Here is a 13,922-nt window from a genome sequence, read left to right as displayed (position 1 = left end):
TCTTGTCGTTGGTGCGCAAGCTAGCATGAAGCCCGGGCGACAGTTCAATGACAAATCGATGACAGGAGCCGCAATCCGCCTATGGTCGCGAACCGGCTTGCGCATTCGCGCATAAGCGGCTGTTCTCCCGGTCCTGACGATCTCGCTTCCGGACAATGCCATGCCTGACTTCGCTCTCTCCGTCGCCTCCACCCTGCCGCAGGATGCCGGCGCCGCCGTGCTGGCCGGTCGAGTCTGGCGCCCCGATCACGGCGGACCGGCGATCGTCACGGTGCGCGACGGGCAGGTGATCGACGTCACCACGCATTTCCCCACCAGCCGCGACCTCTGCGAATCGACCGATCCGGCCAAGGCCCTGCGGGCGGTCGAGGGCGAGGCGATCGCCTCCCTCGCCGAGGTGCTGGCCAACACGCCGGTCGAGGGGCGCGATCGCAGCCGGCCATGGCTGCTCTCGCCGCTCGATCTGCAGGCGGTGAAGGCGGCCGGGGTCACCTTCGCCGTCTCGATGCTGGAGCGCGTGATCGAGGAGAAGGCGCGGGGCAACCCGGCCGCAGCCGCGACGATCCGGAGCGAAATCGGCAAGCTGATCGGCGACGACCTCTCCAAGCTGAAGCCGGGCTCCCCGGAGGCCATGCATCTCAAGGAAGTGCTGATCAAGCAGGGCGCGTGGAGCCAGTATCTCGAGGTCGGCATCGGCCCCGATGCCGAGATCTTCACCAAGGCGCCGGCGATGTCGACGGTCGGCAGCGGGGCCGATGCGGGGTTGCATCCGGCTTCGAGCTGGAACAATCCGGAGCCCGAGGTCGTGCTGATCGTCGCCTCGACCGGCGCGATCGTCGGCGCGACGCTCGGCAACGACGTCAACCTGCGCGATGTCGAGGGCCGCTCGGCGCTGCTGCTCGGCAAGGCCAAGGACAACAACGCGGCAGCTACCGTCGGGCCGTTCATCCGTTTCTTCGACGGCAGCTTCACGCTCGACCATGTCCGCCGCACGACCGTGACGCTGATGGTGCAGGGAGAGGACGGGTTCACCCTGGAAGGCTCGTCGTCCATCGCGAGGATCAGCCGCGACCCGGCCGACCTCGCGGCGCAGATGATCGGCCCGCATCATCAGTACCCCGATGGCGCGGCGCTCTATCTCGGCACCATGTTCGCGCCGATCAAGGATCGCGATGCGCCGGGCGGCGGCTTCACCCACAAATACGGGGATATCGTCACCATCGCCGCGCCCGAGCTCGGCAGCCTCGTCAATCGCATGAAGCGCACCGACGAATGCGAGCCCTGGACCTACGGCACCTCGCATCTGATGCGCCACCTCGCAAAGCGCGGGCTGCTCTAGCGGCTGGCATTGCGGCGACCGCGTCAGGCTGCTGGTAAGGTTTCTCTGGCATAGGACGGGCCGAACCAGGAGGGTTCGGCGTGGTGATGAGCGAGATCGGGAGACATTCCCGGACGCGAAGCGGCAGGGTGGCCGGGCGACTGCTGCTGTCTTCCGGAGCGTGGATCGCGGCCTTCGCCGCGGCAGCCGCCCTCGCCCTGGAGCTGCCGCTGCGCCTCCCGCTCGGCGCGAACGCCTGGGATACCGTCGTCTATCTCGATGCCGCCTGGCGGATCGATCTCGGCCAGGTGCCGAGCATCGATTTCTTTGCTCCCGTCGGGCCACTCGGATTCTACCTGACCGCGGGCCTGAAGCAGCTGTTTCCACAGGCCCAGCCGATGCTGCTGGTGAACTGGGCGCTCCTGCCGGTCATGCTGCCGGTACTGGCGCTGCTGGCCGGCCACGTCGCGCGGCGCTCGCGACCGCAGGCGCTCGCGCTCGTCCTGCCGTTCCTGCTGTTCGCGGCCCTGCCGATCAACCTCCATTCGCTCTACCCGTCGCCCGGGTTCGACGGCTACGGCTTCTACAACCGCCATGTCGCGCTGCTGCTCTACCTGCTGATCGCGACGCTGCTCTTCGCGCAGCGGCGAGGCCTGCGGATCGCGCTCGTGGCGGTCCTGATGCTGGCGCTGTTCCTGACGAAGGTCACCGGCGCCGTCGCCGGCACGCTGCTGGTGGGCTACGCGACGGTGAGCGGCAGGCTGCGCCTGCGCGACGGCGCCGCAGCAGCCGCGGCCGTGATCGTCGCGCTCGGCCTGCTGGAAGCCGCAACGGGGATCACCTCGGCCTATGTCGCGGACATCCTGACGCTGCTCGGCCTCAACACCGGCACGCTGCTGCCCCGCTTCCTCACGGTCGCCTCCGTCAAGTTCAACGTCATCGCCCCCGCGCTCGCCCTGATCGGCCTGCTCGCCTTCATCGCCTGGCGCGACGGGCTGCCGCGGACCGCCGCCGGGTGGCGCCTCCTTGCAGACGGACCGCTCGGCTGGATGCTCGCGGGCTTCGCCGCGCTCGCCTTCTTCGAGACGCAGAACACCGGCTCGCTCGAATTCATCGGCCTGTGGCCGATCCTGCTGCCGCTTCTCCTCGCCTGGTGGCGAAAGACCGGTGACGGCCTGCGACCGGCCGTGCTGCTGCTGATCCTGGCGACTGCGCTGCCTTCGGCGGTGATCTGCATCGAGCGCGGCGCACGCGCCGGCCTGGCCGCTCCGGGCTATGCCGGGCTCCCCGTGCCCGATCTCGGACCGCTCGGCCGCGTCGGCGTGAAGCCGGAGATCGCCGCGCGCGCCGCGGCGATGCTCGAGCACTACGCCGCCTTCCCAGACAGCTATCGCGACCTCGTCCGCAGGGGCCAGCTGCCGTCCTACATCCTGTATTCGGAGATCGACTACCAGGCGAGCTGGATGCTGGAGGCCCAGCAGGGGATCAGTGCGATCAAGGCCTGGGAAGCCGCGAACCGGCGCCGGCTCGCCAGCCTGTTCACCCTCGACTTCGTCGATCCGATGAACCTCCTGCTCGAACGGACCCCGCCCACCGCCGTGCCGGTCGGCGTCGACCCCGGCCGCAGCACGCCCGATCTCGAACCCGATACGCTGGCGCAGCTGCGCCAGGTCGACGCGATCCTGGCGCCGACCTGCCCGCTCACCACCGCCCGCGAGGCCATTCGCCAGCATTTCGCCGGTGCGCTCGCAGGGCGCGAGCGGATTGCACTGGCGCCCTGCTGGGAGATGTATCTGCGGCCGTAGACGGTCTCAGCCGGCTGCGGCCTGCCCGGCCTCCCAGCCGAGGATGGCGCGCTTGCGGGTCAGCCCCCAATGGTAGCCGGTGAGCGCGCCCGACTTGCCGATGACGCGGTGGCACGGCACCACGAAGGAGATCGGGTTCTTGCCCACCGCCATGCCGACGGCGCGCGCCGCAGTGGGCCTGCCGATATGGTTGGCGACGTCGCCATAGGTGGTGGCGCAGCCGACCGGAATCCGCAGCAGCGTCTCCCAGACGCGGACCTCGAAATCCGTGCCGATCAGCACCACCCGCAGCGGCGTCTCGGCCGACCAGGCCCGGGGGTCGAAGATGCGGCCGGCATAGGGCGCCGTCAGGGCCGGATCGTAGTGGTAGTCGGCATGGGGCCAGCGGCGCATCATGTCGGCCAGCGCCTCGGCGCGGCCGCCGACGACCTTGCCGCCGTCGACGCTGTTGGAGACCCAGCCGAGGCCGGCGAGGCCGCGATCCGTCACCACGACCAGCGCCTCGCCGAAGGGCGAGCCATGGAAGCCATAGGAGAGCTTCAGCCCCTCGCCGCCGAGCTTCCATTCGCCCGGCGACATCGCCTCGTGGGTGACGAAGAGATCGTGCAGCCGGCCGGGACCGGAGAGGCCGACCTCGAGCGCCGTGTCGAGGATGCTGGCCGAGGAGGCGAGCAGGCCCTTGGCATGGTCCAGCGTGATCGCCTGCAGGAAGGCCTTGGGAGTGAGCCCGCACCAACGCCGGAAGAGGTGATGGACATCGGTCGGTGTCGCCCCGGCGGCTTCCGCGATCGCCTCGATCGTCGGCTGCTCGCGCCAGTTATGGGTGATGAAGGCGAGGATGCGCCGCACCGTATCGTAATCGGAGCCCGGCACGACCGCGGGAAAATCCGCCTCGGACGGCATCGCCTCGGCGGCGCGCGCCAACACCGCATTCGAGAAGCGCGTCGGAGTCATCGCCGTTTTCATCGGAGCCTGGGCGTTCATGGCTAACCTCGCATCCATCGTCATGATGCGAATCTAGGGCGCGCACCATGCCGCTCCCACCCGAAAGCTGGCAAGAACGGGCAGCCGAACCTCATCGAAGCGGATCGTAATCCACACCGCGGCGCGCGCTCGCCAGCGCCGTGCCGAGGGCATCGGCGAAGCTTGCCCGCTCCTGCGGCGAGAGCGCGGCCGCCACCGCGACGCTCCGGCCGCGCGAGACGAGGGTGAGGCCGAGCAGGCCGTAATCCTCGTCGGTCTGCCTCTCGAGCCGGGTCCAGGCCGGGTTGGAGCGCCAGACCTTCTCCCGGCCGTGATGCGAGACCTTGCGCAGCAGGATCTCCAACGGCGTCACCACGATGCGCTCGAAGGCGCGGGCATGGCGAAAATTGACGTGGAAGGCGATGAACAGCGCCAGCACGTCGATGCCGAAGAAGCCGGCCACCGGCCAGGCGCCAAGCACCACGAAGGGGATCGAGGACACCACGCTCGCCAGGCAGACCAGCGTCATCACGATGCGGAAGCCCTGCTGGCCGAGCGAGCGATGCGGCGTGATGGTCGCGTCGAAGACCGGGCGCCTGGCGGCGTCGCTCCTGTCGTCGGCGGGGCTCTTGTCGAGGTCCATTGGCAGATTATAACGCCGTGATGGACCAGCAGAACAGTGCCCCGCGCAAGGTCGCCGCAGCCAAGCGCATCACATTGGCGGGACCTCGGCCGCGCGCCCGCAAGCCGGCCGAGATCCGCGAGATCTTCGAGCGTTTCCGGGCCGCGAACCCGGAGCCCAAGGGCGAGCTGGAATCGGTCAACGCGTTCACGCTGCTGGTCGCCGTGGTGCTTTCGGCGCAGGCGACCGATGCCGGCGTCAACAAGGCGACGCGCCCGCTCTTCGCCATCGCCGACACGCCGCAGAAGATGCTGGCGCTCGGCGAGGACAAGGTCCGCGACGCCATCAAGACGATCGGGCTCTATCGCAACAAGGCGAAGAACGTGATCGCGCTCAGCGAGAAGCTGATCGCCGAATTCGGCGGGCAGGTGCCGACGACGCGCGAGGCGCTGGAGAGCCTGCCGGGCGTCGGCCGCAAGACGGCGAATGTCGTGCTCAACATCGCCTTCGGCCAGATCACCCACGCCGTCGACACCCATGTCTTCCGGGTCGCGAACCGGCTGCGGATAGCGCCCGGCAAGAACGTGCTGCAGGTCGAGCTCGGCCTCGAGAAGGCGATCCCCCCGGAATTCGGCCGCCATGCCCATCACTGGCTGATCCTGCACGGGCGCTACACCTGCAAGGCGCTCCGGCCCGAATGCGGGCGCTGCATCCAGAACGACCTCTGCGATTCGCCGGACAAGCGCGTGGTCTGAGCTCGGCCTGACGCTGCGAGAGCCCTCCCTTCGTCTGCTTGACAGCCTGTGAAGGCTGGGCTGAGCTTCGGAAGCCGGACGCCTTTGGGGCTCGGAGAAGCCTGAGAGTCTGCGGCAGAGGAAGCTCAGGAGGTCATCGAGATGAAGCGTTTCGTCGTTGCGGCGGGCATCGCCATCGCCGCCCTTTCCCTTCACGCCAGCGCCTTCGCCCAGTCGAAGGGCCCGGTCGTCGGGGTCAGCTGGTCGAACTTCCAGGAGGAGCGCTGGAAGACGGACGAGGCTGCGATCAAGGCCGCGATCGAGAAGGCCGGCGGCACCTATCTGTCGGCCGATGCGCAATCCTCGCCCGCCAAGCAGCTCACCGATGTCGAGAGCCTGATCGCGCGCGGCGCCAAGGCGCTGATCATCCTGGCGCAGGACGCCCAGGCGATCCGCCCCGCCGTCGAGAAGGCGGTGAACGAGGGGATCGCGGTCGTGGGCTACGACCGGCTCATCGAGAACCCGAAGGTGTTCTATCTGACCTTCGACAATGTCGAGGTCGGCCGGATGATGGCGCGGGCCATCGAGAAGGTGAAGCCCCAGGGCAACTATGTCTTCATCAAGGGCTCGAGCCAGGATCCCAACGCCAATTTCCTCTACCACGGTTCGATCGAGGTGCTGAAGCCGGCCATCGACGGCGGCAAGATCAAGAATGTCGGCGAAGCCTTCACCGATGGCTGGCTGCCGGCCAACGCCCAGCGCAACATGGAGCAGATCCTGACGCGCAACCAGAACAAGGTCGACGCGGTGATCGCCGCCAATGACGGAACGGCCGGCGGCGCCATCGCGGCGCTCGATGCGCAGGGCCTGGCCGGCTCGGTGCCGGTCTCCGGCCAGGATGCCGATCGGGCGGCGCTGAACCGCATCGCGCTCGGCACCCAGACCGTGACGATCTGGAAGGATGCGCGCGAGCTCGGGCGCAACGCCGCGGAGATCGCGCTCAAGCTTGCCGGCGGCGCCAAGCTCAACGAGATCCCGAAGTCGGTGGCCTGGGACAAGGGGCCGTCCAAGCAGAAGATGACGGCCTTGTTCCTGACGCCGGTGCCGGTGACGAAGGAGAACCTCAACGTCGTGATCGATGCCGGCTGGGCACCGAAATCGGCGGTCTGCCAGGGCGTCGCGCCGGGCAAGGTCAAGGCCTGTGACTGAAACGGTCCCTGCGCCGGCAAGCCCGGCGCTGGAGCGCCGCAGCCTCGCCGACCGTCTGCGCGAGATCGAGTTCGATCCGCGCATGATCGGCATGGTCGCGGCGCTCGCCGTGATCTGGCTCGGCTTCGACTGGCTCTCGGACGGCGCCTTCCTGTCCTCGCGCAATCTCTGGAACCTCCTGGTCCAGACCGCCTCCATCGCCGTGATGGCCTGCGGCATGGTGCTCGTCATCGTGACACGCAACATCGACCTTTCGGTCGGTTCCATGCTCGGCTTCGTCGGCATGGTGGTCGGGCTCGTGCAGGTCCGGCTGCTGCCGGGCATCTGGGGCTTCGAGCATCCGGCGACCTGGATCGTCAGCCTGCTGGTCGCGGTCTGCCTCGGCGGGCTCGTCGGCCTGCTGCAGGGCGCGCTGATCGCCTATCTCGCCATCCCCTCCTTCATCGTCACGCTGGGCGGGCTCCTGATCTGGCGCGGCGCCGCCTGGTGGGTGACGCAGGGCCAGACGATCGCGCCGATGGATTCGCGCTTCCGCCCGCTCGGCGGCGGCGTCGAGGGCGCGATCGGCACGACCGCCTCCTGGGCCATCGGCATCGCGGCCTGCCTGGCGATCTGCGCCGCCGCCGCGCTGATCCGCAGACGGCGCAAGCGCTTCGGCTTCGCGCTGCGCCCGCTCTGGGCCGAGATCCTGATCGCCGCGATCGGTTGCGGAGCGGTCATCGCGACGGTGACGATGGCGAATTCCTACGCATTGCCGGCCGGCATCGCCCGGCGCCTGGTCGAGGCGAAGGGCGGCACCTGGCCGGAAGGCGGGCTGACCATCGGCCACGGCCTTGCGGTGCCGGTGCTGGTGGCGCTGGCGGTCGGCATCGCCATGACCTTCCTCGCCAACCGCCTGCGCTTCGGCCGCTATGTCTTCGCCATCGGCGGCAATCCCGAAGCAGCGCAGCTCTCGGGCGTGAATACCCGAAAGGTGCTGATGCTGGTCTTCGGGCTGATGGGGGCGCTGGCCGGCATCTCCGCCTGCATTTCGACCGCGCGGCTCAACGCTGCGACGAATGCCGCCGGCACGCTCGACGAGCTCTATGTCATCGCCGCGGCGGTGATCGGCGGCACCTCGCTGGCGGGCGGCGTCGGCACCATCGTCGGCGCGATGCTCGGGGCGCTGGTGATGCAGTCGCTGCAATCGGGCATGGTGCTGATCGGCGTCGATGCGCCGCTGCAGAACATCGTCGTCGGCATCGTGCTCGTCATCGCGGTCTGGCTCGACGGCCTCTACCGCAAGCGGCTGGGCTAGGCCGCCATGTCCGGCGATCTGGCCCCTTATCGGTCATCGGCATTCTCCGAAAAGTGGGTTCCACTTTTCGGGCCGATATCTTGGAGAGAGCGATGAGCATCGCGGAACCGGCTGGTCTCGCCGAACCCCTTGCCGACCGGGGCGCGCCGCTGATCGAGATGCGCGACATCTCGATCGCCTTTGGCGGCATCAAGGCGGTCGACGGCGCGAGCCTCGACCTGATGCCGGGCGAGGTCGTCGGCCTGCTCGGGCATAACGGGGCCGGCAAGTCGACGCTGATCAAGATCCTGTCGGGTGCCTACAAGGCCGATGCGGGCATGATCCGGGTCGATGGCCGGGAGGTCGCGATCGCAAGCCCGCGCGACGCCAAGCGCCACGGCATCGAGACGATCTACCAGACGCTGGCGCTCGCCGACAATGTCGATGCCGCCGCCAACATCTTCCTCGGACGCGAACTCCTCACGGGCTGGGGCACGCTGGACGACGCGACGATGGAGTCGGAGACCCGCAAGGTGATGGGCCGCCTCAACCCGCATTTCCGCCGCTTCAAGGAGCCGGTGAAGGCGCTCTCCGGCGGGCAGCGCCAGTCGGTCGCCATCGCCCGGGCGATCTATTTCAACGCGCGCGTGCTGATCATGGACGAGCCCACCGCGGCGCTCGGCCCGGCCGAGACGAAGCAGGTGGCGGAACTGATCCTGCAGCTCAAGAAGCAGGGCATCGGCATCTTCCTGATCAGCCACGACCTGCACGATGTCTTCGACCTCGCCGACCGCGTCACCGTGATGAAGAACGGCAGGGTCGTCGGCACGGCCCGCACGGCGGACGTCACCCAGGACGAGGTCCTGGGCATGATCATTTCGGGCAAATGCCCGCCGGCGGCGGTCGCCGGCCCCGGCGCGCTCCGCAACTAGGCCGCGCCGGAGCCGCAACGAGAGCGACGCTCTCAGGCCGTCGCGTGCGGCTCGTGCCGGTAGTCCCACACCGCCCAGGCCGAAATCCCCGCGGTCAGCAGACCGACGGCGACATGGCTCCAGAAGGCGGGGAGATGGGTCGTGAAGCCGAGCATCCAGGGCGAGGCCACCAGCCATAGCCCGAGCGCCAGGGTCAGCCACTCTTCCCATTCGGCGAAGGCCGAGATCGCGGCGACCGCGATCAAGGCGAGCACCACGCCGACAATCCAGGCGTTGCGCGTCGGCATGACATCGTCGGCATAGCCCATGAACCAGGGCGAGAAGAACAGCAGCGCGACGAGGATCAGGTTAAGCCAGTCCTGCGTCCGTCCGGCCTTCATCTTCGCGGTCATCATGATCACCTCCATCGGTGACGATCATCCAACCACTGCGCCTCGCGCACGAGGCGCTTGGTCACCATCATTATACGCCCGACGCGGCACCCCTTCAAGAACAGACCGGCAACACCTGACGGCCAGGCAGAGCCGGCCGCCGGTTCCAAGCCCGTCCTCCAGAAAGGAGCGCACTCACTTCGCGTCGAGCAGTTCCTTTACGGACAGCAGGACGAGTTCGTCGTCATCGGCCTTCTTCGGATCGCGCGAGGAGGAAAAGGGGAGGTTGTTGTCGTTGCCGACGACGATCACGCCGTTCGCCCGGTCGACCACATCGACATTCTCGATGGTGAAGAAGGGGAAGGTGAAGACGCCGTCCTTGCTGCCCTGCTTCGCCTTGCCGTCGGGATCGGCGATCTTCATCAGGTCGACATAGCCGATCCTGCGCACCGGCTTGCCGACATTGGCGTCGGTCATCTCGATCTTCACGATGCGCTTGAACCGGGCGAGATCGTGGAAGCAGTCCGGGCCCTTCTGGCCGGCCGGGCAGGCCCTGTCGGCGGTCCCCTCGCCATTGTCCCGCTCGATGACCAGCGCCGTCGTGGCATCGATCATGTTGAAGTCGCCGATGGCGTTGCCCTTCTGCTCGAGCGGGAAGAACCAGGACCGGCCGGTCCATTTTTCATTGGCGACGTCGAATTCGAGGATGCGCAACACGGCCTTGCCATCCCGCTCCTCATAGGTCCTGGCCTCGGCGTTCCAGAATGGTCCTTCGAGCAGCGGGTAAAGGAAGCGGCCATCCGGCGACTGGGCCATGCCCTCGAAGCCGTTGGAGCGGCGGATGTTGAAGACGACGGATTGTTCGGGCGCGCCAGGCGTCGTCACCGCATAGTGGTCGGGCGAGCGGGCCGGCTTGCCGTCGACCTGCGTCTCGAACACCGCTTCGACCTTGCCGTCGGCGTCGACCCGGATGAGGTAGGGGCCGAACTCCTCGCCGATCCAGTACTTGCCGCCGATCGGTTGGATCGACTCGGGGTCGAAATCCGCGCCCGTCAGATAGCGTTGCTGTGTGCCCTCATGGACGATGCGGAAGGGAATCTTCTTGTCGGGGTCGCGCAGGAAGGTGGTCGAGAGACGCTCGATCACGCCCTTCTCGAAATCGGCCCTGAGGCGGTGGAAGAACAGCATCGCATCCGGCGAGTTCGCCTTGGCGCCGAAGCCGTTGTCGGTCAGCACGAGGAACTCGCCATTGCCCAGCGAGCGGATGCCTGAGAAGCCCTGCACCGGCTGGCCGGCGAAGGGCGTCGACAGGCCCGTCGGTCGGCCGCCCGAAGTGCCCGTCACCGAGCCGACCGCCTCGACGCGCTTGCCCGGCGTGACGAATTTGCCGGAGACCCTGAGGTCGGCGGGAGCATCGGCCGGGGCCGGGATGATCGTCGCCGCCGGCAGCAGCGCCTGGCCGAGGAACTTGGCGGGAAACTCCTTCTGCGGGGTCTCGGCCCCGGCGAGCATGGTCGACGACAGAAGCAGGGCGACGGCGAGCGAGGCGCGCATGGGATACTCCGGGCTGAACGAGGTCAGCCCGCTTCGCGCGCCCGGATGGCAGGCCGACAACAGCCGGACGACGGTTCGGTGAAGCCGTGCCGCGTTCAGTATCCGCGCGCCGGATCGACCGCGTGCAGCAGCGGCTCGCCCGCCTCCAGACGCCTGATCTGCGCCGCGACCAGCGAGGCGATGGCCTCCGGCTCGGACATCGCGGCGTTGTGGGGCGTGATGGTCACGCCCGGATGGCTCCAGAGCGGCGACTCCACCGGCAGCGGCTCGGTCTCGAAGACGTCGAGCGTCGCGCCCTTGAGCGTGCCGGCATCGAGCGCGGCGACGATGTCGTCCGCGACCTGGAGCCCGCCGCGGCCGGGATTGATCAGGAACGGCCCGCCGAGCCGGCCGTCCCGGGCGAGCCCGGCGAACAGCTCGGCATTGAGGATGCCGCGCGTCTGCGGCGTCAGCGGCACCAGGCTGACGAGGATGTCGGTCCGGGCCAGGAACGCCTTCAGCCCGTCCTCGCCGGAGAAGGTCTGCAAGCCCTCCGCGCTCTTCGGCGAGCGGCTCCAGCCGGCCACATCGAAACCGATGAGCTTGAGCTTGGCCGCCGCGTCGAGGCCGAGCTCGCCCAGACCCATGATGCCGACGCGCACGGAGCGCGCCGCCGGCTGGTTGCGGTCGTCCTCCCAGAGCTTCGCCTGCTGCTGGCGCATGTAGCGGTGCTGCTGGCGCAGATACATCAGGCAATGCAGCACGACATATTCGCTCATCCGCGTCGTCAGGTCGGGGTCGACCACGCGTGCGATCGGCACTTCCGGCAGCTTGTCGTCGGCGAAGAGAAAATCCACGCCGGCGCCGAGCGAGAAGATCGCGGCGAGATTGGGCAGACCGGTCAGGCTGCCGGCCGGGTGCTTCCAGCTCGCGACGTAATGCACGGCGCGGCGGTCGAAGGGCTCGCCCAGCACCACGATCGGCATCTCCGGCAGCAGCGCCTGGAAGCGCGCGCGCCAATCCTCGACATGCCAGCCCGTCATGGCCAGAAGCAGACTCATGCCCGTGTTCTTTCCGTGATCCGCGCGGCGACCAGTTCGCCCCGTGCCGCACCCTCTCCGATCCGATAGGCCTTGCGCAAGCGCTCGCTCGCCGCAAGGACAGCGTCCTCGCTGCGCGCATGGACGATGGCGAGCGGCCGGTCCGGCCCGACGGCGTCACCGATGCCGGCCATTTCCGTGAGGCCCACGGCATGGTCGATGCCGTCCTGCGGCCGCACCCGGCCGCCGCCAAGTGCGACGACCGCGAGGCCCAGGGCGCGCGTGTCGATGCCAGAGACCTCGCCCGCCGCAGCCGCGAAGACCGGCTTCACCAGCGGCGCCGCGGCAAGATGCTTTGCCGGCGCATCGAGCAGGTCGGCCGGGCCGCCGAGCGCCACGACCATGCGGGCGAAGCGTTCCGCCGCAGCGCCCGAGGCGAAAGCCTGCTCGATCCGGCCGCGGGCCTGTTCCAGATCCGCCGCCAGGCCGCCGAGCAGCAGCATCTCGGCGCCGAGCGCGACGGTGACCTCATGGAAGCGCGGCTCGCGGCGGCGGCCGGTCAGGTGATCGAGCGCATAGGCGACCTCGAGCGCATTGCCGGCGGCGCTCGCCAGAGGCTCGTCCATAGCAGTGAGCAGCGCCGTGGTCGGCAGGCCGGCATCGTTGGCGACGCCGACGAGCGCCTGCGCCAGCGCGCGCGCCTTCGCCGGCTCGGGCAGGAAGGCGCCGGAGCCGAACTTCACATCCATGGCAAGGCCGTGCAGGCCGGCCGCGAGCTTCTTGGACAGGATCGAGGCGGTGATCAGCGGCAGCGATTCGACCGTCGCCGTGACGTCGCGGATGGCGTAGAGGCGCTTGTCGGCAGGCGCCAGATCGGCGGTCTGGCCGATGATGGCGCAGCCCGCCTCGCGCACCACCTTGCGGAACAGCGTGGTGTCGGGCTGCGTGACATAGCCGGGCACGGCGTCGAGCTTGTCGAGCGTGCCGCCGGTATGGCCGAGGCCGCGGCCGGAGATCATCGGCACATAGCCGCCACAGGCCGCGACGGCGGCCGCGAGCGGCAGGCTCACCGTGTCGCCGACGCCGCCGGTCGAATGCTTGTCGAGAGCCGGGCCCGGCAGATCGTCCCAGTTCAGCACCGTGCCGGAATCGCGCATGGCGAGCGTCAGCGCCACCCGCTCCTTCACGGTCATGTCCCTGAAGAACACGGCCATGGCGAAGGCCGCCGCCTGCCCCTCGCTGACCGAGCCGTCGGTCAGCCCGGCGATGAGCTGGCGGATGTCGGCGTCCGGCAATTCGCCGCCGTCGCGCTTGGCCGCGATGATCTCCTGCGTGAGCCGCATCAATAGGTTCCCGCCTTCGGGCCGGCGGCGTCGCCGCCGGCGATCGCGGCAACCAGGGCGCCGTAGAGGCCGCTCGCGCCGAAGCGGAAGCGCTGCGGCGTCGCCCAGCCCGCACCCATCGTCGCATCGGCAAGGTCGAGATAGCCCCTGGCATCGGCGAGCGTGCGGATGCCGCCGGAGGGCTTCAATCCGACCGGACGGGCCGTCATGGCGATGACGCTGAGCATCATCCGGGCCGCAGGGATGCTGGCGGAATGGGCGGTTTTGCCGGTCGAGGTCTTGATGAAGTCGGCACCCGAGGCGATGGCCAGCTCCGCGGCGATCCGGACCTTGTCGAGATCGGGGTATTCGCCGGTCTCCAGGATGACCTTCAGCAGCTTGTCGCCGCAGCGCATCCTGACGTTGCGGACCATCGCGGCCGCCGCCGTCACCTGCCCAGCGAGCACCGCACGCCAGGGCAGGACGAGGTCGATCTCGTCGGCGCCGGCTTGCAGCGCCGCCTCGGTCTCCCGGATCACCGGCGCGATCGGCGTGTCTCCATCCGGGAAATTGACCACCGTTGCGATCCTGACCGGGCTGTCGCCGAGTGCCTCGCGCGCCACCGCGACGAAGCGCGGCCAGAGGCAGACCGCGGCCACCGGCACCGGGCCGGAGACGGCGCGGCGGCACAGATCGCGGGCGCCGTCCGCCGTCGCGTCATCGGCGAGAACAGTGAGGTCGAGCAGCGCGAGGGCCCGCCTGGCCAGCGCCCCGCTGGCGTGATTGTCGTCCGACAT

The 13,922-nt window shown here is 68.9% G+C and carries 13 protein-coding genes; 6 read left to right on the top strand and 7 right to left on the bottom strand.

The window, feature by feature from the left end; all coding sequences use genetic code 11:
* Nucleotides 1-160: 160 nt before the first annotated feature.
* Nucleotides 161-1,339 (top strand): fumarylacetoacetate hydrolase family protein, encoded by a 1,179-nt coding sequence (locus BGO20_RS02070; RefSeq protein ID WP_291663066.1) that lies wholly within the window; start codon nucleotides 161-163, stop codon nucleotides 1,337-1,339.
* A gap of 128 nt (nucleotides 1,340-1,467) precedes the next feature.
* A complete protein-coding gene (locus BGO20_RS02065) occupies nucleotides 1,468-3,123 on the top strand; it encodes a hypothetical protein (protein WP_291663065.1) in 1,656 nt (551 codons plus the stop codon).
* Nucleotides 3,124-3,129: 6 nt separating this feature from the next.
* On the opposite strand, the gene BGO20_RS02060 is transcribed toward BGO20_RS02065, so the two are convergent.
* Both BGO20_RS02060 and BGO20_RS02055 read right to left on the bottom strand, forming a co-directional pair.
* Nucleotides 3,130-4,026, bottom strand: coding sequence for a methylated-DNA--[protein]-cysteine S-methyltransferase (locus tag BGO20_RS02060; protein WP_291663498.1), 897 nt, complete (start codon nucleotides 4,024-4,026; stop codon nucleotides 3,130-3,132).
* 172 nt (nucleotides 4,027-4,198) lie between these two features.
* A complete protein-coding gene (locus tag BGO20_RS02055) occupies nucleotides 4,199-4,729 on the bottom strand; it encodes a DUF2244 domain-containing protein (RefSeq protein ID WP_291663063.1) in 531 nt (176 codons plus the stop codon).
* A gap of 20 nt (nucleotides 4,730-4,749) precedes the next feature.
* Between BGO20_RS02055 and nth the strand changes: the two genes are divergently transcribed.
* The 4 genes from nth (at nucleotide 4,750) to BGO20_RS02035 (ending at nucleotide 8,859) form a co-directional block, all read left to right on the top strand.
* Nucleotides 4,750-5,463, top strand: a complete 714-nt coding sequence (nth, locus tag BGO20_RS02050) for an endonuclease III (RefSeq protein WP_298921968.1) — start codon at nucleotides 4,750-4,752, stop codon at nucleotides 5,461-5,463.
* Nucleotides 5,464-5,604: 141 nt separating this feature from the next.
* On the top strand, nucleotides 5,605-6,651 hold the full coding sequence (gene xylF, locus BGO20_RS02045; RefSeq protein ID WP_291663060.1) for a D-xylose ABC transporter substrate-binding protein: 1,047 nt from the start codon (nucleotides 5,605-5,607) through the stop codon (nucleotides 6,649-6,651).
* Nucleotides 6,644-7,948: a sugar ABC transporter permease gene (locus BGO20_RS02040; RefSeq protein WP_465245982.1), complete on the top strand. Its 1,305-nt coding sequence runs from the start codon at nucleotides 6,644-6,646 to the stop codon at nucleotides 7,946-7,948. The genes xylF and BGO20_RS02040 overlap by 8 nt, the downstream gene beginning before the upstream one ends.
* Before the next feature lie 92 nt (nucleotides 7,949-8,040).
* Nucleotides 8,041-8,859, top strand: a complete 819-nt coding sequence (locus BGO20_RS02035) for an ATP-binding cassette domain-containing protein (protein ID WP_291663056.1) — start codon at nucleotides 8,041-8,043, stop codon at nucleotides 8,857-8,859.
* A gap of 32 nt (nucleotides 8,860-8,891) precedes the next feature.
* Here the strand turns inward: BGO20_RS02035 and BGO20_RS02030 are convergent, their stop codons facing one another.
* The 5 genes from BGO20_RS02030 to deoC form a co-directional block, all read right to left on the bottom strand.
* Nucleotides 8,892-9,254 carry an SPW repeat protein gene (locus tag BGO20_RS02030; RefSeq protein ID WP_291663055.1) on the bottom strand — a complete coding sequence of 121 codons (363 nt, stop codon included), beginning with the start codon at nucleotides 9,252-9,254 and terminating at the stop codon, nucleotides 8,892-8,894.
* Nucleotides 9,255-9,425: 171 nt separating this feature from the next.
* Nucleotides 9,426-10,784 (bottom strand): esterase-like activity of phytase family protein, encoded by a 1,359-nt coding sequence (locus BGO20_RS02025; RefSeq protein ID WP_291663053.1) that lies wholly within the window; start codon nucleotides 10,782-10,784, stop codon nucleotides 9,426-9,428.
* Between the two features lie 95 nt (nucleotides 10,785-10,879).
* A complete protein-coding gene (locus BGO20_RS02020; protein ID WP_291663052.1) occupies nucleotides 10,880-11,824 on the bottom strand; it encodes a 2-hydroxyacid dehydrogenase in 945 nt (314 codons plus the stop codon).
* Nucleotides 11,821-13,146: a thymidine phosphorylase gene (deoA, locus tag BGO20_RS02015; RefSeq protein WP_291663050.1), complete on the bottom strand. Its 1,326-nt coding sequence runs from the start codon at nucleotides 13,144-13,146 to the stop codon at nucleotides 11,821-11,823. The genes BGO20_RS02020 and deoA overlap by 4 nt, the downstream gene beginning before the upstream one ends.
* Nucleotides 13,146-13,922: a deoxyribose-phosphate aldolase gene (deoC, locus tag BGO20_RS02010; RefSeq protein ID WP_291663048.1), complete on the bottom strand. Its 777-nt coding sequence runs from the start codon at nucleotides 13,920-13,922 to the stop codon at nucleotides 13,146-13,148. Before deoC ends, deoA begins: the two co-directional genes overlap by 1 nt.

It is taken from the genome of Allobosea sp. 67-29 (assembly GCF_001898115.1).
Taxonomy (GTDB): Bacteria; Pseudomonadota; Alphaproteobacteria; order Rhizobiales; family Beijerinckiaceae; genus Allobosea.
Note: the sequence above shows the minus strand (reverse complement) of the source record. Positions and strands in the feature narration are given on the sequence as shown.